The 19,890-nt window shown below is 67.3% G+C and carries 22 protein-coding genes; 6 read left to right on the top strand and 16 right to left on the bottom strand.

The annotated features are described in order from the left end of the window. Positions 1-66: 66 nt before the first annotated feature. The 5 genes from BJ987_RS16445 to BJ987_RS16425 form a co-directional block, all read right to left on the bottom strand. A complete protein-coding gene (locus BJ987_RS16445; protein ID WP_209890483.1) occupies positions 67-270 on the bottom strand; it encodes a tautomerase family protein in 204 nt (67 codons plus the stop codon). Next, complete coding sequence (locus BJ987_RS16440; RefSeq protein WP_209890480.1) at positions 270-1,007, bottom strand: SDR family NAD(P)-dependent oxidoreductase; 738 nt, start codon at positions 1,005-1,007, stop codon at positions 270-272. The genes BJ987_RS16445 and BJ987_RS16440 overlap by 1 nt, the downstream gene beginning before the upstream one ends. Before the next feature lie 75 nt (positions 1,008-1,082). Beyond that, positions 1,083-1,673 (bottom strand): TetR/AcrR family transcriptional regulator, encoded by a 591-nt coding sequence (locus BJ987_RS16435; protein WP_209890477.1) that lies wholly within the window; start codon positions 1,671-1,673, stop codon positions 1,083-1,085. Positions 1,674-1,718: 45 nt separating this feature from the next. Then, entirely contained in the window at positions 1,719-2,141 is a 423-nt protein-coding gene (locus tag BJ987_RS16430; RefSeq protein WP_209890474.1) for a gamma-glutamylcyclotransferase family protein, read from the bottom strand. A 40-nt stretch (positions 2,142-2,181) separates the two neighbouring features. Further along, the gene (locus BJ987_RS16425; RefSeq protein ID WP_209890471.1) at positions 2,182-3,087 is read right to left on the bottom strand and encodes a hydrogen peroxide-inducible genes activator; all 906 of its coding nucleotides are present in this window, start codon (positions 3,085-3,087) and stop codon (positions 2,182-2,184) included. Between the two features lie 122 nt (positions 3,088-3,209). Here BJ987_RS16425 and BJ987_RS16420 point away from each other — a divergent pair, with 122 nt between their 5' ends. The 3 genes from BJ987_RS16420 to BJ987_RS16410 all read left to right on the top strand — a co-directional run bounded on the left by BJ987_RS16420 (position 3,210) and on the right by BJ987_RS16410 (position 5,308). Further along, positions 3,210-3,797 carry a peroxiredoxin gene (locus tag BJ987_RS16420; RefSeq protein WP_209890468.1) on the top strand — a complete coding sequence of 196 codons (588 nt, stop codon included), beginning with the start codon at positions 3,210-3,212 and terminating at the stop codon, positions 3,795-3,797. 55 nt (positions 3,798-3,852) lie between these two features. Then, entirely contained in the window at positions 3,853-4,392 is a 540-nt protein-coding gene (ahpD, locus tag BJ987_RS16415) for an alkylhydroperoxidase, AhpD family (RefSeq protein ID WP_209890465.1), read from the top strand. A 241-nt stretch (positions 4,393-4,633) separates the two neighbouring features. Further along, entirely contained in the window at positions 4,634-5,308 is a 675-nt protein-coding gene (locus BJ987_RS16410; protein WP_209890461.1) for a PhzF family phenazine biosynthesis protein, read from the top strand. A 20-nt stretch (positions 5,309-5,328) separates the two neighbouring features. On the opposite strand, the gene BJ987_RS16405 is transcribed toward BJ987_RS16410, so the two are convergent. From BJ987_RS16405 to BJ987_RS16370, 8 genes are all read right to left on the bottom strand, one after another. Continuing rightward, on the bottom strand, positions 5,329-5,964 hold the full coding sequence (locus tag BJ987_RS16405) for a DUF3618 domain-containing protein (protein WP_209890458.1): 636 nt from the start codon (positions 5,962-5,964) through the stop codon (positions 5,329-5,331). Further along, entirely contained in the window at positions 5,961-6,374 is a 414-nt protein-coding gene (locus BJ987_RS16400) for a phage holin family protein (protein ID WP_209890455.1), read from the bottom strand. The genes BJ987_RS16405 and BJ987_RS16400 overlap by 4 nt, the downstream gene beginning before the upstream one ends. 62 nt (positions 6,375-6,436) lie before the next feature. Next, complete coding sequence (locus BJ987_RS37280; protein WP_209890453.1) at positions 6,437-7,195, bottom strand: DUF5134 domain-containing protein; 759 nt, start codon at positions 7,193-7,195, stop codon at positions 6,437-6,439. Positions 7,196-7,326: 131 nt separating this feature from the next. Further along, positions 7,327-9,147 carry a vWA domain-containing protein gene (locus tag BJ987_RS16390; protein WP_209890450.1) on the bottom strand — a complete coding sequence of 607 codons (1,821 nt, stop codon included), beginning with the start codon at positions 9,145-9,147 and terminating at the stop codon, positions 7,327-7,329. Positions 9,148-9,205: 58 nt separating this feature from the next. Continuing rightward, the gene (locus tag BJ987_RS16385; RefSeq protein ID WP_209890447.1) at positions 9,206-10,264 is read right to left on the bottom strand and encodes an AAA family ATPase; all 1,059 of its coding nucleotides are present in this window, start codon (positions 10,262-10,264) and stop codon (positions 9,206-9,208) included. 68 nt (positions 10,265-10,332) lie between these two features. Then, on the bottom strand, positions 10,333-11,373 hold the full coding sequence (locus BJ987_RS16380) for an AraC family transcriptional regulator (RefSeq protein ID WP_307869634.1): 1,041 nt from the start codon (positions 11,371-11,373) through the stop codon (positions 10,333-10,335). Positions 11,374-11,439: 66 nt separating this feature from the next. Next, positions 11,440-12,477: an AraC family transcriptional regulator gene (locus BJ987_RS16375; RefSeq protein WP_209890444.1), complete on the bottom strand. Its 1,038-nt coding sequence runs from the start codon at positions 12,475-12,477 to the stop codon at positions 11,440-11,442. A gap of 124 nt (positions 12,478-12,601) precedes the next feature. Beyond that, positions 12,602-13,636, bottom strand: coding sequence for an AraC family transcriptional regulator (locus BJ987_RS16370; protein ID WP_307869633.1), 1,035 nt, complete (start codon positions 13,634-13,636; stop codon positions 12,602-12,604). A 315-nt stretch (positions 13,637-13,951) separates the two neighbouring features. On the opposite strand from BJ987_RS16370, the gene BJ987_RS16365 reads away from it, so the two are divergent. Next, positions 13,952-14,680 (top strand): SDR family NAD(P)-dependent oxidoreductase, encoded by a 729-nt coding sequence (locus BJ987_RS16365; protein ID WP_209890442.1) that lies wholly within the window; start codon positions 13,952-13,954, stop codon positions 14,678-14,680. Positions 14,681-14,689: 9 nt separating this feature from the next. On the opposite strand, the gene BJ987_RS16360 is transcribed toward BJ987_RS16365, so the two are convergent. Further along, positions 14,690-16,321, bottom strand: coding sequence for an acyl-CoA synthetase (locus BJ987_RS16360; RefSeq protein ID WP_209890439.1), 1,632 nt, complete (start codon positions 16,319-16,321; stop codon positions 14,690-14,692). Positions 16,322-16,449: 128 nt separating this feature from the next. On the opposite strand from BJ987_RS16360, the gene BJ987_RS16355 reads away from it, so the two are divergent. Together BJ987_RS16355 and BJ987_RS16350 are read left to right on the top strand one after the other, a co-directional pair. Beyond that, positions 16,450-16,962 carry a GNAT family N-acetyltransferase gene (locus BJ987_RS16355; RefSeq protein ID WP_245365990.1) on the top strand — a complete coding sequence of 171 codons (513 nt, stop codon included), beginning with the start codon at positions 16,450-16,452 and terminating at the stop codon, positions 16,960-16,962. A gap of 43 nt (positions 16,963-17,005) precedes the next feature. Continuing rightward, positions 17,006-17,965, top strand: a complete 960-nt coding sequence (locus BJ987_RS16350; RefSeq protein WP_209890436.1) for a DUF1152 domain-containing protein — start codon at positions 17,006-17,008, stop codon at positions 17,963-17,965. A gap of 7 nt (positions 17,966-17,972) precedes the next feature. On the opposite strand, the gene BJ987_RS16345 is transcribed toward BJ987_RS16350, so the two are convergent. Both BJ987_RS16345 and BJ987_RS16340 read right to left on the bottom strand, forming a co-directional pair. Beyond that, positions 17,973-19,196 carry an aminotransferase family protein gene (locus tag BJ987_RS16345; protein WP_209890433.1) on the bottom strand — a complete coding sequence of 408 codons (1,224 nt, stop codon included), beginning with the start codon at positions 19,194-19,196 and terminating at the stop codon, positions 17,973-17,975. Further along, positions 19,193-19,864, bottom strand: a complete 672-nt coding sequence (locus BJ987_RS16340) for a Pr6Pr family membrane protein (RefSeq protein ID WP_209890430.1) — start codon at positions 19,862-19,864, stop codon at positions 19,193-19,195. Before BJ987_RS16340 ends, BJ987_RS16345 begins: the two co-directional genes overlap by 4 nt. Between the last annotated feature and the right edge of the window lie 26 nt (positions 19,865-19,890).

The following is a 19,890-nucleotide window of genomic DNA, read 5'->3' as shown; positions in this document are numbered from 1 at the left end:
TCGAGGCCCGCACCGATTCGGTGCGGGCCTTTCGCTTTTCCCACCGCCCGGGGGTCAACGGGCAGATCAGGACCTGCGCCGGCGCCACTCCTCGACATCGACGCCGCCGACTCCCCAGTCACTCAAGGCGACTTCGTCGATCACGACGTAGGTGGTGTCGGGGTCTTTCCCGAGCACATCCTGAAGCAGGTCGGTGACACCTTTGATCAGCTGAGCCTTCTGCTCGCGGGTGACGCCCTCGTCGGTGACTTTGATGTTGACGTACGGCATTACGCGGCCCTTCCGGAGATGTATCCGCCGTCTACCGGAAGAATATGACCGGTGACGAATTCGGCGTCGGCGAGATAGAGGACGGCCGAGGTGGTTTCCGATACCTCGCCGATGCGGTTCAGCAATGCCATTCGGCCGGAAGACTTTTCGTCGCCGTCCCCGAACAAGGGTGTGCGGATGATGCCCGGGGCGACGGCGTTCACCCGGATCCGCTCGGCGGCCAGTTCGGCGGCGAGGCTGGTGGTGAGGGCGTGTACCCCGCCCTTGCTGACCAGGGCCGCGGAGGCGGGCAGGGTGGCGAGCGCGTGATCGATCAGGACGGTGCCGATGTTGACGATGCTGCCGCCGTCACCTTGGCGCAGGAATTGGCGGACGACCGCCTGGGTGGTGCGATAGGTGCCTTTCAGGTTGCTGTCGAGGTAGCGATCGAGTTCGGCCTCGGTAACATCGACGAAGGGTTTGGCGCCGAAGATTCCGGCGTTGTTGACCAGGACGTCGACGCGTCCGAACCGTTCGACGGCGGTGCGCACCAGCTCCGATGCGGTTGTCGCGGAACCGATATCGCCGATCACCTGAGCAAGTTGATCCGGCGCGTCCAGGGCTTCGGCGACGGCGGCGAGCTTTGCGGGATCTCGACCGTTGAGCACGACGTTGTCGCCGCGGGCGACGAACCCGCGGGCGATATCGCGCCCGATTCCGCTCGAGGACCCGGTCACGATGACCGTTTTGATTGACATGGCGCTCTCCCTAGTTGTATACGACCGGTCGTCTTGGAATGAGGTGGTCTACCCCGCCCGATGGGCCGGGAATTTTCAGGGCCGGAAGTAGTCGTCCAGTAATCGCCGCAGGCACTTGTGCAGCGGCTCGAGGGTGCGATCGATCTTCATCCGGATCACCGCGCCCTCCCAGGATTCGATCAGCAGGTCGGCCAGTTCGGCGGCATCGATATCCGCGCGAACGGTGCCGAGTTCCTGCGCCTGACGCAACGCCTCGGCCATCCCGTCGCGCCAGATTCCGAACGCGGCCGACAGCGACTCACGCAGGACCTCGCTGCCCTCCAGTTCCGCGCCGAGGTTGGCGATCAAACATCCACCGGTGTAACCGGATTCGACGAACTCGTCCATCTGCCGGGTGAAGAAGGTCTTCAAACCGGTCATCGGATCCGGCGCGGGACCCAGGGCGGCGGCCAGATTGCGCTGGATGCACAGCGAGTGATGGTCGATCACAGCTCGGCCGAAGGTTTCTTTGCTGTCGAAATAGTTGTAGAACGACCCCTTCGGGACACCGACCGCATCCAGCACCTGCTTGATGCCGGTGCCGTGATAGCCGTTGGCCAGGAACTCCGCCGCGCCCTCTTCCACCAGGAGTTGGCGGGTGTCGTCGCTACGTCGAGGGCGGGCCATCCTTGAAATATACGACCGGTCGTCTCAAAACTCAACCCCCCGCGATCACTCGACTCGACGCCACTGCGCGCAGCGCGGAAGGAATGCGGCCAGGTGCGTGGCAGCGAAGTCGGCCGCGTACCACTCCTCCGGCAACGCCGCAGCGGTCCAGACGTATGTCCAGGCAGTCCCGGCATCGAGAATCACTGGGCACAAGTCGTATTCATCGTCTTCGAACCTGTCGAGGACCAGCCATTCCGCTGGATCGAGCCCGTAGAGCAGCATCCCACGCGCCAGCCCGCCCGCTTCGCGAACCAGACCCGGATACACCCGATCCGGCAGCGCCGCCACCCGCCAGCCCGGCAGTCCGGCGGGCACCAACTCGGGACAGCGACCGAGCAACGCCGTCAGGACCTCCGGAAATCGCAGCGTCCCATAGACGAACAGCACGTCACCGTCGCCGCGCAACCGATCCAATCGTCGGCCCATTTCCACCGCCTGTCCACCGTTGCGCGGAATCCCCGAGGCATCAGGGGCGTTGGTCGCGAATGATTTCCGCGAGTTGCGCATAGTCCTCGGTGCGCGCGGTCGACGCGCGGAATGCGAGACCGAGGGTGCGGCCGGGGGCGGGGTCGGCGAAGCGCGCGGTGTCCAGGGTGCCGCGAGCCGTCTCCGCGGGGACGGCCATTTCCGGAATCAGTGTTACCCCCAATCCCCCTGCGACACACTGGACTACGGTCGTCAGCGAGGCCGCGCGGGTATCGCCGACCGAGCCCGGGTGTGTGTCGCTCGAACGGCAGAACTCCAGCGTCTGGTCACGCAGGCAGTGGCCCTCGTCGAGGAGCAACAGCGGCAGCGTGTCCAGTGTCGACGCGGCGATGTCCTCGCGTCCCGCCAATTCATGTCCGCGAGCTGTCACCAGAACGAATTCCTCGGTGTACAAAGGGATTTCGATGAGGCCGGGAGCGCCGGTGGGCAGCGCGAGCAACGCGACGTCCAGCACTCCGGTGCGCAATCCGTCCAGCAGCCGGGCGGTTTGGTCCTCGATGACCTGCGGCGCCAGGGTCGGCACCCGCCGCCGCAACTCCGGCAGCAATGTCGGCAGCACGTAGGGTGCGACAGTCGGAATGATGCCCATGCGCAGGGTCCCGCCGAGCCCATCTCCGGTGGCGGAGGCGACAAATCGGTCCGCGGCCTCCAGTGTCGCCATCGCTTGCGGCAGCAGACGGGTGCCGTCCGCGGTGACGAGCACGCGGCGGGTGCTGCGCTCGATCAGCTGCAGGCCCAGTCCGTTTTCGAGCGCGGCCAATGCCTGCGATAACGTGGGTTGGCTCACACCGAGCCGGGCGGCCGCGGTGCCGAAATGGCGATACTCCGCGACAGCTACGAACGCACGCAGCTGTGACAGTGTGGGCTGATAAGTCTGATCAGTCACGCCTATCAGTGTAGTGCGACTGATCACCTTTACCTTTCGCAGGCCCGTAGGCAAGATCGCTGGAGCACACGCTTCTGAAACATCTTTGTTCAACCCACCCCACAAAGGACGAGGAGACAAGCATGGCTTTGCTGACCATTGGCGACCAGTTCCCGGCATACAACCTCACCGCGGTTATCGGCGGTGACCTGTCGAAGGTCGACGCTCAGCAGCCTGACGACTACTTCACCCAGATCACCTCCGACGACCACGCCGGTAAGTGGCGCATCGTCTTCTTCTGGCCGAAGGACTTCACCTTCGTGTGCCCCACCGAGATCGCCGCGTTCGGCAAGCTGAACGAGGAGTTCGAGGACCGCGACGCGCAGGTTTTGGGCGCCTCGGTGGACAACGAGTTCGTGCACTTCCAGTGGCGCGCCCAGCACGAGGATCTCAAGACGCTGCCCTTCCCGATGCTCTCGGATCTCAAGCGGGAACTCGCCGCCGCCTGTGGCGTGCTGAACAGCGACGGTGTCGCCGACCGCGCCACCTTCATCATCGACCCGGACAACGAGATCCAGTTCGTCTCGGTGACCGCCGGTTCGGTCGGCCGCAACGTCGACGAGGTGCTGCGGGTGCTCGACGCGCTGCAGTCCGACGAGCTGTGCGCCTGCAACTGGAAGAAGGGCGACCCGACGATCAACGCCGGTGAGCTCATGACGGCCGGCGTCTGAGTCCGTCCGCACAACCTGATCCGAAGTCTGTGAACCGCAAAGGAATGAACTACGAATGAGCATTGAGAACCTGAAGAACTCCCTCCCCGAGTACGCCAAGGACCTCAAGCTCAATCTGTCCTCGATCAGCCGCACCACCGTGCTGAACGAGCAGCAGCTGTGGGGCACCCTGCTCGCTTCGGCGGCCGCGACCCGGTCGGCGAGCACGCTGCGTGAGATCGCCGAGGAAGCCGCCGACACCCTGTCGGCGGAGGCGTACAACGCCGCGCTCGGCGCTGCCTCGATCATGGGCATGAACAATGTCTTCTACCGCGGCAAGGCATTTCTGGACGGCCGCTACGACGACCTGCGCGCGGGCCTGCGGATGAACATCATCGGCAACCCGGGCGTCGACAAGGCCGATTTCGAATTGTGGTCGTTCGCCGTGTCCTCGATCAACGGGTGCGCGCACTGCCTGGAGGCGCACGAGAAGACGCTGCGCGAGGCGGGCGTCGCACGCGAGGTGATCTTCGAATCGCTGCGCGTGGCCGCGATCGTCGCCGGTGTCGGTCAGGCGGTGGAGTCCACCGAGACCCTGGCCGTGGCGACGGTGTAGTCGCTCCGGTGTCCGGCCTCGTTCCGAAAGGGACGGGGCCGGAGTCGTTTTCGCGGTCGGCGCTTGTCGTCCCGCCTGGCTGGAGCCACACAGGCGAACCGGACAGCAACGCCACCGACATCCTGTCCGATCTCACGGCTGGGCGGGCCGCGCTATCCACCACGGGCCCGGGACCTCCTCGAGTGGTTCCGCGCAGCCCGGTAGGCTCCGAATGAGTAGTGCACCGGGAGGAGTTAGGGCTATGGGCGTGCGGGTCGAGGTCGTGCGGGTGTTCACCGATTCGACGGGACGATTCGGCAACGAGCTCGGTCTGGCCCGAGCGGCCGAGGTCGCCGACGCGGACCGGCAGGCGCTGGCGGCCAAGGCCGGCTACAGCGAGACCGTATTCCTCGAGGACCCGGTCGACGAGGTCGCCACGGTGCGAATCTTCACCCCCGCTGTCGAACTTCCGTTCGCGGGCCATCCGTCGGTGGGCACCGCGTGGTGGTTCGCCCAGCAGGGGACACCGGTGCGGGCGTTGGACGTGCCCGCCGGAGCCGTCGCGGTCGACTATGCCGACACGCTGACCTGGGTCACTGCCCGAGGCGAATGGGCGCCCGATTTCACCTTCCATGAGGTCGGTGACGCCGACGAGCTGGCGGCGCTGCGCCCCGAGGACTATGCCGTCGGCCAGCATTACTTCTGGACCTGGACCAACGAGCACCGCGGCCATCTGCGATCGCGGATGTTCGCACCCGCTATGGGCATCGCGGAGGACGAGGCCACCGGCGCGGCCGCGGTCGCGATCACCGCTCGGCTGCGCCGGGGCCTCGCCATCACTCAGGGTGCTGGTTCACACATCTTCACCGAGTGGGACTCCGACGGCTGGGTTCGCCTGGGCGGGCGCGTCGTCTCCGAAACCGTCGTCGACCTCTAGTCAGCGCCGTCGACCTCTAGTCAGCGCTGCTGCTTGCGGCGCAGGATCAGCCAGACGATAAGGGCGGTCAGGATGGCGGCCGCGGTAACCGGGGCCGCCGGCCGGCGGCGGGCAAAGTCGGCGGCCTGCTTGCCGCGTTCCACGACCGGTTCCGGTGCGGCGGCTTCGGCCTTCTCGGTGAGCTGACGCACCTGAGCCTTGGCCTGTTCGGTCTTCTCCTCCACCGCGACCCGCGCCTGGGCGGCTTGCTGGCGCGCGGCCTCCTTGGCCTCAGCTGCCTTCGCGCGTGTCGCTTCGGCGGCCTCGGCCGCCTTCTGGGCGGCCACGTCCTTGGTTTCGGCGGCTTTCACCTGGGCGGTGGTCTTCGCCTCGGCGGCCTTCACCTGTGCCGTGGTCTTCGCCTCGGCGGCCTTGGCGCGCGCGGCCTCCTTGGTTTCGACGGCCTTGTCGCGCGCGTTGTCCTTCACCTCGGCGGCCTTGCGCTGGGCGTTGGCCTTCACGTCGAGTTTGTCGGTGAGCTCGGAAACGGTCTGGCCCAGCTCCTCGCGCGCCTGGTCACGGTCGGCACGGACCGTTTCGGCGTCCGCGGGGACGCTGACGACCGGCTGCGCCGGGGTGGTCTCGGCTTCGCTGGGGTGCGGCCGTTTGTCGTTCATCGCTTGCTCCCGTCCTTGATACTTTCGATATCGCGTTTCACGCCCGCCACCGCTTCCTCGGGCACCGGCGGCACCGCCTGCTGGACGTCCTTCTTGCCCAGCAAGGCGAGCACGGCGCCGGCGATCAGCAGCACCGCGCCGACGATCAACGCGGCAGCCCATGCGTCCAACGGGATCGCCAGCGCGCAGATGATCGCCGCGATCAGCGCGGCGCCACCGTAGAAGGCGAGCACGGCTCCGGCCCCCGCCAGTCCCGCGCCCCGCCCGACGCGTTTCCCTTTGCTTTGCAGCTCGAGCTTGGCCAGCTGGATTTCGTCGCGGATCAACCGGCTCAGCTGTTCGGTGGCATCGTTGACCAGTTCGGCAACCGACCGCCGTTCGGTCGGTGGCACACTTTGTGTCTCCGTCATGGTGGTACCTCCCAATCGTCGGCCGGTTACCCGGCGTCGGGCCAGGTAAACGCCGCCCGGTCTCACGTGATCACCGCGGCGGCCAACATATAGGCGGTACCCAGGTCCATCACCACATGCGGCACCAGCGCCGCGGACAGCACCGGCCCGCCGGGATGGCCGAGCCATTGCCGGCCGCCGGTAGCGACCACCGCGAGAGCATCGATCAGGAACAACGCCGCGAGCCCGGACGCCACCGCCGGCACCGGCCCGGTATGCCCGGCCGCGGAATGACCGGACATCGCGTACCACATGGCCGCGGCGGCAAACAGGTGATATCCGAGCGCCACCCGCTGAGCACGGGAACCGCGGCGCCCCTCTGTCATCCGGCTCACGAGCAATGCCGCGAACACGACGGTCATGGCGATCAGCACGCCGCGCAACGCCTCCGGATTCGCACTCGACGGAAATACCAGCATCGTCAGCATCACCAGGCACATGAGCAGGTGCGCCGCATCGGATTCGTGCTGCGCCGCGCCCGCCCAGCCGTCCGAACCGAACACGGAGGCCGCATCCCAATCCCGTTGCGCGGACCCACAATCGGCACCACCGTGCCGCCCGCCCGAGTGGGACCCCATTTCAGCCGGCGAGCCCGACCCGCCCCGCACTACGACGCGCTCATTTCCGAATCCCCTGTCATCCAGGAGATCTCCCGCCGATCGCGCACTCGCCGGATGCCGGAGGGGAGCCGCCAATCGCCCGACCACGATCACCGCGGCTGCCAGGAACGCCGCGACAACCGACCACCGCAACACGGCGTAGTCCTGCACGAATCGAGTCACGCCCACCACCTCTCATCGCAACGATCGAGGTCCCCTCACCATGCTCGCACCCCAGGTACGCATCGGCCGACCTTTCCTCGTAACCCGCTCCCGCGCTTGCCTTTCTGTCGCCCTTGGCAGGACTGCCTCCCTCAGCGGAGGCGGAAGACCGGCCCGCGCGGGTGGAACGGGAGTGAGGCTCCGGCGGGGATGAGATAGGCGTGTTCGCGGCGAACACGCAGGACGTCGCACTCGGCGTCGGTGATGATCAGGATGGGCCCGTCGGCCGGGAAGTCGTCGGCACGTTCGAGCAGGCGGATACCGGGTTGGAGCACCGTCCCGCCGCGGCCACGGATGCGCGCGCCTCGGGCGATATCGTCCACCGGAAGGTATCCGGCGTCGTAGGCGGCGGCGTCGCAATAGACCACACGAGCGCGCGGGACGTCACGGGCGGTGGCGTAGGACGCGATGGCCCCCAGAGCCTTTCCGAGGAGCTGGGTATCCATCGAACCGGAGGTGTCGAGCACGACACCGAAGGTGGGCAGCCGCACGTTCTCCTCCGGGCGCACCCAGGCCGGGCGCGGAATGTCCGGGGTGGCGGCTTGGCGGCGGGAGGCGCGGGCATAGCTGCGTTTCTTGTCGACGGCGGGGATGTGTTCGTCGAACCAGCGGGCCAGCGCGGCGTCCCAGGGCAGCGGCGGATGATCGAGGGCCCGGATCGCCTGCTCCAAGCCGGCCGGCACGTAGCCGCGGCCGCTGGTCTGGTGGTAGGCGAGTCCGGTGACGAGGGCGTTGCGGTAGTACTCGTCGAGATCGAGGTAGCGGCCGACGCTGCCGCGGTGCGGCAAGGGTTCGCCGAGCACGTCCCCGAGGCCACGGCCACGCAGCGTCGCGAGTTTGCGCAAGCGCCGCATATCGGTGGCGATCCGGTCGTAGACCTCTTCGGCCGAGCAGCCTTTCAGGGCTGGGTCGTAGAGCAGGCCCTCGGGCATCACACCGACATTCATCTCCACCAGCCACCCGTTGACCACGTAGTCGCAAGCGATATTGAACAGATAGGGATCACGCCAATTCGTCCGCTCGCCGTGTCGCAGTGCGGCATGCAACATTTCGTGGGCGAGGATGAACCGCCATTGCTCGGTGTCGAAACCGGCGAGCGGATTGATATAGATCTCCCCCGCTTCGGCGTTGACGGCGGCGATCGAGATATTCCAGCCCCGAGCCACATCCACCTCGGCGACGACCCGCATCCCGGCGGCCAGTGCACCGAGGAGCGGGAACGAGGACACGAACCAGCCCAGTGCCTTGTCCCACGGATCCTTCGGGCGCAGACCAGCTTTCGTGTGCTGACCGCCCGCGGTGTCCAGGGCGGCGCGGGCCGCGTCACCGAGGCCGGCGGCGAACCGGGCCGGATAGTCGGCCCGCTTGGCGGCTTCGGCGCCGCTGAGGAGGAAGTCCGGCCGATCGCCGCGCTGATAGGCGGCGGGCACGGCGGATTCGCGCCAGCGGACCGCTGTCTCGTGCTCGTCGGAAACGGGCGGTCCCGCAGGGTAATCCAGTGGTCTGCGACCGATTTTCATCGTGGCGAGATACTGGTCGACCACAGCACAGCAGGCCGCCCGGTAAGCCGGATGCGGTTCGGCCGGGCTGCCCGTACGGCGCGCAGCATCCTGCGCGCCGATGATGTTGGCGGGCACAGTGGTGCGCGGATCCAGATGACCGAACCCGGCGTGCAGCAGACAGTGTGCGAACACCCACGCCCATTCCGCCGCTTCCGCGCGTCGTTTCGGATGGTAGGCCACGCTGCCGTCCGCTATCCGTGCCCACACCTCGTGCGGCGTGTGTTCATCGAGCACGAACAGCGACGCCGGCAGGTGCCGGAACGCCAGGTGCGCATGTGCTTCCGCCCAACCCGCGCGCACTGCCTCCTGCCACGGATCGATCTTGCCGGGCTTCTTTCCGCGCTGCGCCATCAGTACCGCTCGCCCGGCCGCGGCCGGGTCGCTCGGGCGCGATTCCCACCGAGCAGCATCAGCGCCGAGCCGCCAAGCGAGGCAGGTCGCGGCTGACTTCGATGAGAAACCACGCGGGCAGAACCGGCCGGCCGTCGTCATCGGAGGCGATCACCAACTGCGCGCATTCCACCGAGATCTCGGCGAGTTCGACGAGCATGGTCTTGGCACGCAACACGAATCGATGCACCGCGGGCGAAACATGTTCGCGCGCACCAGGAATCTCTTTGCGCAACCGCGCACGGAAGGCTTCGGACAGGAAGTACAGCAGATCCCGGTCACCGGGCTCACGCGGCCACTGCGCGTCCCCCTTCAGCACGGCATCCAGATCGTAGGCGTGCCGGATCGTCTTCACGAACGCACGAAAACCGGACGCGTGCCCGGCGGTGAGCGTCCCCGAGGACAGCACCTCGAGCATGGTGTCGTCGAGGTCGTCGCCGCACGAGTGCAGAGCGTCAGAGAGCATGTGCCATCCGCGCGGGGTCGAGAACGGCGCCTCGGTCTTGGGCGGCTTGGACCACAGATGGTCGGGGCGCTGCGTCAGGTAGCGCACGATCCAGGGGTGCATGTCGTTGAGCGCAGCCCATTTCAGCCAGTCGTCGACATCGGCGCGCAGGTGCAAATGAACCAGGCGGTTCACTAGGGCCGAAGCCATCGGCCGGGCGAGCGCGTTGTCGGTGGCCCGGTTGCCGGCGCCGATCACCACCGAGCCGGCGGGCAGCTCGTAGGTACCGATGCGGCGATCCAGGATCAGGGAATAGAAGGACTTCTGCACTTCCGGTGACGCGGCATTCAACTCGTCCAGGAACAGGCAGTACGGTTCGGGTCGCGCGATCAGCTCGGGCGGCGCGAAACGGCTGCGATTCCCGATGATCTGCGGTACACCGATCAGGTCTTCGGGTGCCAGCTGCGTCCCCAGCAGCGTGACACATTCCAGCCCCAGCGATTCGGCGAAGGCCCGCACCAGCGAGCTCTTGCCGATACCCGGTGCGCCCCACAGGAATACCGGGCGCACCACGGCAACGTGCAGCAGCAATTCCGGCAGCTGGTCCGGTGTTACCGAGACCGTTGCCTCCATCCTTGTCCTCCCCGTTCGACATCCGGGAGGACGGTACCCGCGGCGGCCACGGCCTGGACAGCGATTTTCTACCGGAGGGTGCCGGACCGGTGACTCTGCGCGGCCACCTCGCGGGCGAACCGGCCCGGCGAGATGCCCCGCCACTGCTTGAAGGCGGTCGAGAACGCCGGTGCGCCCGAGTAGCCCATGCGGTGGGCGACGTCCTCGACGGTGAGTCCGGCGGACAGCAGGTCCTCGGCCAGACTGCCGTAGGTCTCGCTGCACAGTTGCCGATAGGAGGTACCTTCCTCGGCCAGGCGGCGACGCATGGTGCGCAGACTGACATTCAACTGTGCCGCCACCTCCTCCTGGCTGACCCGGCCGTTCATCTGGCGCATCAGGACCTCGCGCACCGAGCCCGCCACGCCTTTGTGTAAACCCCTGCGCTGCAGCAGTTCCGCGCATTCCCTGTCGAACTGCGCCGCGGTCAGCGGGCTCGCCAACGGCATCGGCACACCGAGCTCGGCGAGATTGAGTACCAGCTGATGCGGATCGGCACGGTCGAGCAGGGGCACGTCGATGCTTTCGAAGACGGGAGCCATCCGGGCGCTGAGCCCGCCCGCGAAGGCGACCCGCAGCAGCGGCGGCTTGGCGCCCATCACCAACAGCCAATTGGTGAGTGCCGCAGCCATATCCCGCTCCAGCAGAAACGCTCGCAAGTCCCGGGGCGACTCGGTGTCATCGAGGAACAGCGAGTACTCCGCACCTTCGATCTCGTGCCATACCCGCCCGAACGAGGTGGTCAAGGCGGAGTACCGAGTGAGCACTCCGAGCGCCTCGAGCAAGGTCGGGCTGCTCATCAAAGCCAGGCTGTATACGCCGTGCATGGTGAGGCGGGTACGTAGCCCCGCCTCGATCCCGAGCCCCGGCCGATCATCGAAGCGGGTGACCAGATTCCGGACCAGCGCGAGTTCCTGTGCGGCGGTGACCTCCCCGTCCGGTTCGGCGAACAGCGCGGGGTCGATTCCGGTGCCACGCAGGATCTCGTCTCGGCCGACGCCGTGCTCCTGAGCGACCTCGGTGAGAACGATCGAGTTCGTCACCGTGCGCCGCCACTCCCATGAGGCCACGTGACGATACTTCTCGCCTGTGGCCGATATTCGCAAGGCTTTGGCCGAAGTTCGTAGGCGCCGGGATCAGTGGTGCACGGCCGGCCGCTGCCGATCGCTGAACGTGCGTGCGTACCGTCCGGGCGGTACACCGCGCCACTGCTTGAACGCGTTCGAGAAGGACGGCGCCCCGGAGTAGCCCATCCGATAGGCGACATCCTCGACGGTGAGCCCGGTGGCCAGCAGTTCCTCGGCCAGAGCGCCGTAGGTTTCCACGCACAGCCGCCGATAGGACGTGCCCTCCTCGGACAAACGGCGGCGCATCGTGCGCAGGCTCATGTGCAACCGGTCGGCTACGTCCTCCTGGGTGATGCGGCCGTTCATCTGACGCAGCAGCACTTCCCGCACCGACCCCGCCACGCCCTCGCACAGGCCCCGGCGTTGCAGCATTTCGGCGCACTGCTCCTCGAACAGCAGCGCGCTCATCGGGCTCGCGTGCGGCATCGGCTTGTCGACATCGCTGGTGTCGATCACCGCCATCGTCACCTCTTCGGCTGTGCTGCACGGGATTCCGAAGTCGTCGAGCAGTGGCTTGATCCGGGGTAACAGTTCGGGCGTGAGTTCGGCGCGGGTGATCTGGGGCGGTTCGCCGTGCAGCAGATACCAGTTCGTGAGCACCGCGGAGACATCCCGTTCGGCGAGAAAGTCGCGGAGGTCGGCCGGTACGTCGGTATCGTCGAAATAGAGCCAGATCTCGTCACCGCGATCGATATGCCACAACCGGGCGAAGGACGTCATCAAACTGATGTAGCGCAGGCCGATGTCCAGGGCGGAGCGAATGGTCGGACTGCTCAGGATCGCCATGCCCAGCACACCATGCGTTGTCACTCGGGTGCGCGTGCCCGCCGCGCAACCCAGCCCGACCGGATCGCCGAGCAGCGTCACGAGATTGCGCACCAGCGCGAGTTCCTGGGCGGCGGTGATCTCCGCGCCCGGTGTCTTCAGCACCACCGGATCGATGCCGGTGTCACGCAGCAGATCGGCGCGGGTCACCTGATGGTCGTCAGCGACGTCGACGAGGATCGCCGCGTGCGCGACGGAACGCTGCCATTCCCATAGGGCCACACCTCATGATTTCGCGCGGTTGGCCGGGACACGCAAGTTTCTGGCCGGACATAGTAAGGACACGGTGTCGTCCTCCTTGTCCGCCTACAGTTGATCACGCACCGCGGCAAGGCTTTCCGAACCGTCAGCGCCACGCCGCATGCGAGCGCGCACTGACCGCGTCGCGCGCGAAACGCCCTGGTGAGATACCACGCCACTGCTTGAACGCGTTCGAAAAGCTCGGCGCCCCCGCATAACCCATCCGATAGGCGACATCCTCGACCGTGAGCCCCGTCGACAGCAGATCCTCGGCCAAGCTGCCATAGGTCTCGACACACAGCCGCCGATAGGAGGTGCCCTCCTCGGCGAGTCGCCGGCGCATGGTGCGCAGGCTCAGGTTCAAGACCGCGGCCACCTCCTCCTGGGTGACGCGGCCATTGATGCGGCGCATCAGCACCTCACGCACCGATCCGGCGAATCCTTGCCGCAGGCCCCGCCGTTCCAGCAGCTCCGCGCACTGCTCCTCGACCAGGATCGCGGTCATCGGATTGGCGAACGGCATCGGCTGGTCGAAGTCGGTGGCGTCGATGACGGCGGTGTGCGGGCCCGCGCCGTCCACCACGGGAATCTCGAATTGGTCGGACAGCAACGGCCCGAGCCGGGCACGCAGCCCGCCCGACAGCTCGATGCGCAAGATCTGCGGCGGCGTACCCAGCGCGATCATCCAGTTCATCAGGATCGCCGAAATCTCCCACTCGACCAGGAATCCGCGCAGGTCCTCGGGCACGTCGCTGTCGTCCAGGCAGACGACCACCTCGGTGCCGCGGTAGGTGTGCCAGTAATGCATATAGGACGACAACCGGTGGTAGCGCACCGCGATATCGAGCGCCGCCCGCACCGTCGGGCTGCTCACCATCGCCAGCCCGAAGGCGCCGTGGGCGGTGGCCGGACTGCGCAAGCCCGCCTCCAGGCCGAGTCCCGGCGGGTCGCCGAGCCTGGTCACGACATTGCGGATCACCGCGAGCTCTCGAGCGGCATCGATTTCCGCGCCCGGGGTACGGATCGCCTCCGGCGGAATGCCGGTGCCGCGCAGGCAATCGCTCGCGGTGAGGCCGTGCAGGTGGGCGACGTCCGCAAGGATCGCCACATTCGCCACGGACCGCCGCCGCTCCCCTGTCACGCCTACATCGTGGTCGCGGATGGCCGCTTTCCGCAAGCCATTGGCCGAACATCGCATGCGTCGAGAGCTGGGCAGGTCGGCAACCTTTCGCGAACCCGGGGCGGCGGGTGGCCGAAGTTCGAAAATGTGGCCGGAAAGGTGTGGCCGAATATCGTATCTTCCTGGCCTAAACCCCTGATTGCCAAGCTATTTCGTTCGAAAGCGCGCTTTGTGACCGCTTTGCGCAAGGTCATGACCTGTAATCGCATGGCCACCGCGCACCCGCGCGCCTAACGTTGTAGCTATCGTCGAGCAGACCAAGGTAGGCGAAACAACATGCCGAAAAAGACGCTTGCTGGAACACGAGTCGCGATCACCGGCGGCACCTACGGGATCGGCAAGGAGGCCGCACTGGCCTTCTTGGCCGCGGGCGCCGAAGTTGCCATCGGCGATCCGGACCCGGGCAAGGTACGCGCGATCACCGCGCAGCTGAATCGGATCCACGGCGCCGACGTGGTCGGGTTGCCGGTGGATGTCACCGACAGCGGCCGGTTCGCGGAATTCCTGGAGCACGCCGAACGCAGATTGGGTGGACTCGATGTGGTGGTGAACGCCGCCGACGTCGGGCCGGCCGGAACCTTCCTCACCGAATCGCAGGACGAGTCCGATCGGCAGATCGATTGCAATCTGCGCGCGGTGATCACCGGATCTCGCTTGGCGGGAATACGATTCGTCGAGCAGGGGCACGGTCACATCGTCAATATCGGGTCGGCCATCGGGGTCACCGCATCCCTGGGCGCGGCGGTGTATTCGGCGACCAAGCACGCGGTGGTCGGCCTCGGCACGGCCCTGCACCGTGGCCTGGCCGAAGAAGGCGTCATCGTCAGCACCATCGCGCCCGGATACGCGCCCGACCCGGAGGCGGTGGCCGATGCCATCGTCGACTGTGTCGAGCATCAGCGGGCCGGGCTGGTCGTCGTGCCGCCCACCGGATGGTTTCGTACGGCAGTTCCGGACCCGGTTCAGCTGAGGCACACCATGCGACGGATGCTCGGCATGGTGTGAGGCAGCGCTTCACAGATCGCGCAGGACGCGTTTGAGCACCTTCCCGGTCGGGTTGCGCGGCAGTTCATCGACGAACAGCACATCGCGCGGCACCTTGAACCGGGCCAGGTTCTGCTGCACGTAGTCGCGCACCTCGTCCTCGGTGAGCGAATGGCCCTCCCGCACAACCACAACCGTGCGCAGCCGCTGTCCGTGCCGGGCGTCCTCGACGCCGAAGGCGGTGACCTCCTCGACGGCCGGATGTGCCGCGAGCAGTTCCTCCACCTCGCCCGGGAAGACGTTCTCGCCGCCGGAGACGATCATGTCGTCGTCCCGGCCGTCGACGAAAAGCCTTCCGGCGCGGTCGAAGTGGCCGACATCGCCGGTCGACATGAGATTGCCGACGCGATCCTTGTCACCGCCGCCGGTATAGCCCTCGAACTGGTAGGTGTTGCCGACGAAGATGCGCCCGGTCCGGCCCGGAGGCAGCTCGAAACCGTTCTCGTCCAGGATCTTCACGGTGGTGCTCGGCGCGGGCGTGCCGACGCAGCCGGGTTCCGCCGCGAGATCGGCGGGGGTGGCGATAGTCGCGTAGGCCACCTCGGTGGAGCCGTACACGTTGTAGACCACCGGGCCGAACACCTCGGTGACGCGCTGACACAGATCCGCGCCCAGTTGCGAGCCCGCGACGAAGATGATGCGCAGGCGCGAAAGATCCTTTTCCGACCGGGATTCCGGGGGCAGGTCGACCAGTCGCCGCAACATCACCGGGACCGCGATCAGGGCCGTCGCACCGTGCTTGTCGAGGCTGTCGAGGACGGTCTGCGGGTCGAAGCGGCGGCGGATGATGAGCGTGGAACCGAATCCGACGGCCATCATGAGGTGCGCGAAACCGAGCGTATGGAACAGGGGCGCGGGGCATTCGGTGGTTTCCCGCGCGCGGAAGGGAACTCGGCCGAGGATCGCGCCCAGCGGGGCAAGGGAACTCGGCTCACTACGCGGCGCGCCCTTTGGGGTGCCGGTCGTGCCGCTGGTCAGCAGAATGATGCGCGCAGAGGTGGTGGCGCGCCGGGGTGGGGTGCGCGCCCCGCTCGCGATCAGGTTGTCCAGGGTGTCGACGCCCGGCTTGTCGGTCCAGGCCCGGTAACGGCCCCGCAGGGGTGTGAGATCGCCCAGGATTCCGGCGTATTCGTCGTCGTAGACCAGCAGATCGGCGCCCTCGCGGGTGACCACCTCGCGCAGCTGCGGGCCCGCGAAATCGGTGTTCAGCAAGACGATTCGGGCACCGCATTTGGCGGCGGCGAATACCGCGTAGTGGAATCCCCGATGATTGCGCGCCAGGATCGCGACACCTTCACCGTCACGCAGGCCGCGAGCCCGCCATGCGTTCGCCAAAGCCGTTGTGCGCTCGTCGAGTTCGCGGAAGGTGACGGCGCCGAGTTCGTCGATGACGGCGGCGCGATCGCGGTAGCGCTGCGCGGCGACGGTGACCAGACCGCCCATCATGCCCGAACGCAGTACCGCCACACCCATTTTCGCGAGCCGGTCCGGTCGCTCCGGCGTCACCAGCCCCGCCCGCACCGCCAACGCCGCGTAATATGCTTCGTCGGCCACCCGGCGCGCGGCACCCACCGCGGCACCGATCGGGTTGGCGAGTTGCATGACCCGGCCTCCTCTGCTGTCCACGGCCACCCTGCGGGCATGTGCCCTCAGAGTATGGTCTGTCACATCGATTCGTCGACCGGATGCCCCGGCGCGACCGGTCCCCCGGATTCGGCGATGATGGACCGATGTCCAGCCATTCACCTCTGCGCATCTCCGTCGACGACCTCAGCGGACCGGACATCGCCGCCCTGCTCACCCAGCATCTCGCGGATATGTACGCCAACTCCCCCGAAGACAGCGTGCACGCGCTCGACCTGGATGAACTCCGCAAACCGGAGATCACCTTCTGGGCCGCCCGCGCGGGCGACACCCTGGTCGGCTGCACCGCCCTCAAGGAGCTCGACCCCACCCACGGTGAGATCAAGTCCATGCGCACCGCCACCGGCCACACCGGCCGAGGCATCGCCGCCGCCCTGCTCACCCACCTCATCGCCGAGGCGCGCACCCGCGGCTACACCCGCCTCAGTCTGGAAACCGGCACCGCCGACTTCTTCGCCCCCCGCCCTGCGCCTCTACCAGCGCCACGGCTTCGAACCGTGCGGTCCCTTCGCCGACTACACCGACGACCCCCACAGCATCTTCCTGACCCGCACCCTCTGAACTGCGCGAATCCCGTTGCGGCGCAGGCCGACCTATAGTCCGGCGCATGACGTGGCACACCTGCATCCCCGGTGAATCGACATGGGCGAACTGATGCGGGGCCCGGAGATCTTCCGGCGACTCGACGGATGCGCCTCGGTCCTGATCGCCGGGGCAGGCGGTGGGTTCGACGTATATGCCGGGCTCCCGGTGGCTTTCGCGCTGCTCGACGCGGGCGTCACGGTGCATCTGGCGAACCTGTCGTTCACCGAGCTGGGTGACGTCGATCCCTACGGATGGATCGACGAGCACGTCGTCGCGGTGACACCGCACCTCGACGGACCGGAGTGCTACTTTCCGGAACGAGCGCTGTCGATCTGGCTGGACGAGCACGACCTGCCCTCGACCGTCTACGCCTTCCCGCGCACCGGGGTACGCGGACTGCGAGCCGGCTATCGCACGCTGCTGACGACCCTGGGCATCGACGCCATCGTGCTGGTCGACGGCGGCACCGACATCCTGCTGCGCGGTGACGAGAAGACGCTCGGCACACCGGAGGAAGACGCGACGAGCCTGGCCGCGGTGGCCGGTCTGGACGAGGTGCCGGTCCGCCTGGTCGCCGGCATCGGGTTCGGGATCGACGCGTTCCATGGCGTGAACCACGTGCATGTCCTGGAGAACATCGCCGAATTGGATGCCGCCGGAGCCTATTTGGGCGCGTTCTCGATACCGGGCTCGTCGTCGGAGGCCCGGCGCTATCGCGATGCCGTCGAACACGCCGCCGCGCTCACCCCGCTGCGCCCGAGCCTGGTCAACGGGCAGATCGCCGCCGCGACGCTCGGCCGGCACGGCCACGTCCGGGTCGGCGGCCGACGCGTCGACAACCTTTTCGTCAACCCGCTGATGGCGATGTACTTCACCTTCGACCTACCCGGCCTGGCCGCCCACAACGCCTATCTGCCGATGCTCGAGGACACCCTCGGCATGATCGACGTCCAGCACCGGATCGGCCGCTACCGCGCCGGGATCCAGCTTCGCGAGCCGCGGGTGTTTCCGCACTGAACCGCCGCTAGCCGAGGGCTTTGGTGAAGCCTTCGACGAGTTCGTCGACCTGGTCGTCGGTCATGACGAAGGACGGGGAGATCTGCATGGCGCCCTGGCCGGCGGCGCGGCTCGAGATGCCGTGGGCGCGGAGGGTTTTCACGAAGGGAAGCCCTTCGGCGGGGTCGGCGAGCTGGACGGCGGCGACCGCGCCCAGGCCGCTACGGATTTCGGCGACACGGGGATGCTCGGCCAACGGGGCGAGCTTGCGGTGCAGGGTCGACTCGAGACGCCGGGACTCTTCCAGCAAATTCTCGCGTTCGATGATCTCGAGGTTGGCCAGGGCAGCCGCGGCGGCCGCGGCGTGGCCGCCGTAGGTGTAGCCGTGCCGCCACCAGACGCCGCCGCTGAAGAACGGTTCGGCGAGGTGTGGGGCGACGAAGACGGCGCCCATCGGGAGATAGCCGGAGGTCAGGCCCTTGGCGGTGGTCATCAGATCCGGCTGGAGGTCGAAACGTGAGGAGGCGAACCATGATCCGCCGATGCGGCCGAAACCGGTGACGACCTCGTCGGCGACGAAGAGGATGTCGTTGTCGCGGCAGATGCGGCGAACCTCGGCGAGGTAACCCTCCGGCGGCGGATAGACGCCGCCCGCGCCGATGATGGGTTCGCAGAAGAAGGCGGCGATGTTGTCGGCGCCGAGGTCGTCGATCTGCGCGCGCAGCGCCGCGGCGTCGTCCCAGGCGATGACGCGAGTGTCGGCCATGAGCTCGCCGTAGCCCTCGGCGTTGACCGGAATACCGGCGAGCGCGGTGCCGCCGACATGCATGCCGTGGTAGGCCTTCTGCCGGCTGAGGAGGATCTTCTTGGACGGTTTGCCCATTTCCTGCCAGTAGCGGCGGGCCAGTTTGGCGGCGGTGTCGACCGAATCGGAGCCGCCGGAGGTGAAGAAGATCTTGCTGCCCGGGACGGGCGCGATGGTGGCCAGCTTCTCCGCCAGTTGCTGCGTGGCGGGCGCGGTGAAGTCACCGAAGTTGGAGTAGTGCGCGATCTGGCGCAGCTGCGCGGCGACGGCGTCGGCGATTTCGCCGCGGCCGTGCCCGATGTTGGTGAACCAGAGACCGGCGGTGGCGTCGAGATAACGGGTGCCCGCCTCGTCGTAGACGTAGGCGCCCTCGCCGCGCGCCACCACGAACGCACCGTCCCGCTCGACGGCGCCCATATCCGCGAACCCGTGCCACAACGCTGTCATTCCAACCACCTCTGCTTGTCGGACTCCGCCGCGCCGCACCACCGGCCGGCCAACTCGCCCAGGGCGAGGACGGCGACGGCGAGCAGCGCGAACGCCACACCCAAAACCACCAGACCGATCGTCAAGGAGACGTATCCCTGGCCGCGCGGGTCGAGGAACGGATACGGATACCAGTTCACGATCGGCCCGCGGAACAGGGTATACGCGCCGTACGCGGCCGGGTACGCCAGCCACGTCCCGACCAGTCTCGCGCTGAGACCCAGGGCATACGGCGCCACCGTCCAGTCCGCGACCATGACAATCGGCAACACCCGATGCAGTACATCGTCGACCCACGGATCTTGCGCGCGGGGCGTCATATGCGACAGCAGCACCGCGTACACGATCCCGGTGAGCACGAGATAGAGGGTCGCGGCGCCGCGCCACAGCTGCCAGCGTCGCCCACTCGGATCACGCAGGCCGCCGAGCAGCAGAATCACCATGGCCAGGATGTTGGCCTGGATGGTGAAGTAGCTGAAATAGTTCGCCGTGGTGTAGCCATATGTCCCGGCCTGCTGCACGGACCCCGCGATCAGCGCCAGCAGACCCAGTCCGGCGAAGGCGATCCGCAGCGCCCGTAGCCAGTGCGGCGAGCGCACCGAACTGGGTGACACCTCGACGGCGTGCATCCGGCGATTCTTCCACGGACATTGCC

Origin of the sequence: Nocardia goodfellowii (assembly GCF_017875645.1) — a bacterium.
Classification (GTDB): domain Bacteria; phylum Actinomycetota; class Actinomycetes; order Mycobacteriales; family Mycobacteriaceae; genus Nocardia; species Nocardia goodfellowii.
This window is presented reverse-complemented; position numbering and strand designations above follow the sequence as displayed.

Excerpts from the sequence above, each read along its gene's own strand:
- BJ987_RS16430 (WP_209890474.1), bottom strand. The coding sequence starts at position 2,141 with ATGGGCCGACGATTGGATCGGTTGCGCGGCGACGGTGACGTGCTGTTC.
- BJ987_RS16385 (WP_209890447.1), bottom strand. The coding sequence starts at position 10,264 with ATGGAGGCAACGGTCTCGGTAACACCGGACCAGCTGCCGGAATTGCTG.
- BJ987_RS16365 (WP_209890442.1), top strand. The coding sequence starts at position 13,952 with ATGCCGAAAAAGACGCTTGCTGGAACACGAGTCGCGATCACCGGCGGC.
- BJ987_RS16360 (WP_209890439.1), bottom strand. The coding sequence starts at position 16,321 with ATGCAACTCGCCAACCCGATCGGTGCCGCGGTGGGTGCCGCGCGCCGG.
- BJ987_RS16410 (WP_209890461.1), top strand. The coding sequence starts at position 4,634 with ATGGGCGTGCGGGTCGAGGTCGTGCGGGTGTTCACCGATTCGACGGGA.
- BJ987_RS16350 (WP_209890436.1), top strand. The coding sequence starts at position 17,006 with ATGGGCGAACTGATGCGGGGCCCGGAGATCTTCCGGCGACTCGACGGA.
- BJ987_RS16440 (WP_209890480.1), bottom strand. The coding sequence starts at position 1,007 with ATGTCAATCAAAACGGTCATCGTGACCGGGTCCTCGAGCGGAATCGGG.
- BJ987_RS16400 (WP_209890455.1), bottom strand. The coding sequence starts at position 6,374 with ATGACGGAGACACAAAGTGTGCCACCGACCGAACGGCGGTCGGTTGCC.
- ahpD (WP_209890465.1), top strand. The coding sequence starts at position 3,853 with ATGAGCATTGAGAACCTGAAGAACTCCCTCCCCGAGTACGCCAAGGAC.
- BJ987_RS16445 (WP_209890483.1), bottom strand. The coding sequence starts at position 270 with ATGCCGTACGTCAACATCAAAGTCACCGACGAGGGCGTCACCCGCGAG.
- BJ987_RS16435 (WP_209890477.1), bottom strand. The coding sequence starts at position 1,673 with ATGGCCCGCCCTCGACGTAGCGACGACACCCGCCAACTCCTGGTGGAA.
- BJ987_RS16355 (WP_245365990.1), top strand. The coding sequence starts at position 16,450 with ATGTCCAGCCATTCACCTCTGCGCATCTCCGTCGACGACCTCAGCGGA.
- BJ987_RS16340 (WP_209890430.1), bottom strand. The coding sequence starts at position 19,864 with ATGCACGCCGTCGAGGTGTCACCCAGTTCGGTGCGCTCGCCGCACTGG.
- BJ987_RS16420 (WP_209890468.1), top strand. The coding sequence starts at position 3,210 with ATGGCTTTGCTGACCATTGGCGACCAGTTCCCGGCATACAACCTCACC.
- BJ987_RS16405 (WP_209890458.1), bottom strand. The coding sequence starts at position 5,964 with ATGAACGACAAACGGCCGCACCCCAGCGAAGCCGAGACCACCCCGGCG.
- BJ987_RS16390 (WP_209890450.1), bottom strand. The coding sequence starts at position 9,147 with ATGGCGCAGCGCGGAAAGAAGCCCGGCAAGATCGATCCGTGGCAGGAG.
- BJ987_RS16345 (WP_209890433.1), bottom strand. The coding sequence starts at position 19,196 with ATGACAGCGTTGTGGCACGGGTTCGCGGATATGGGCGCCGTCGAGCGG.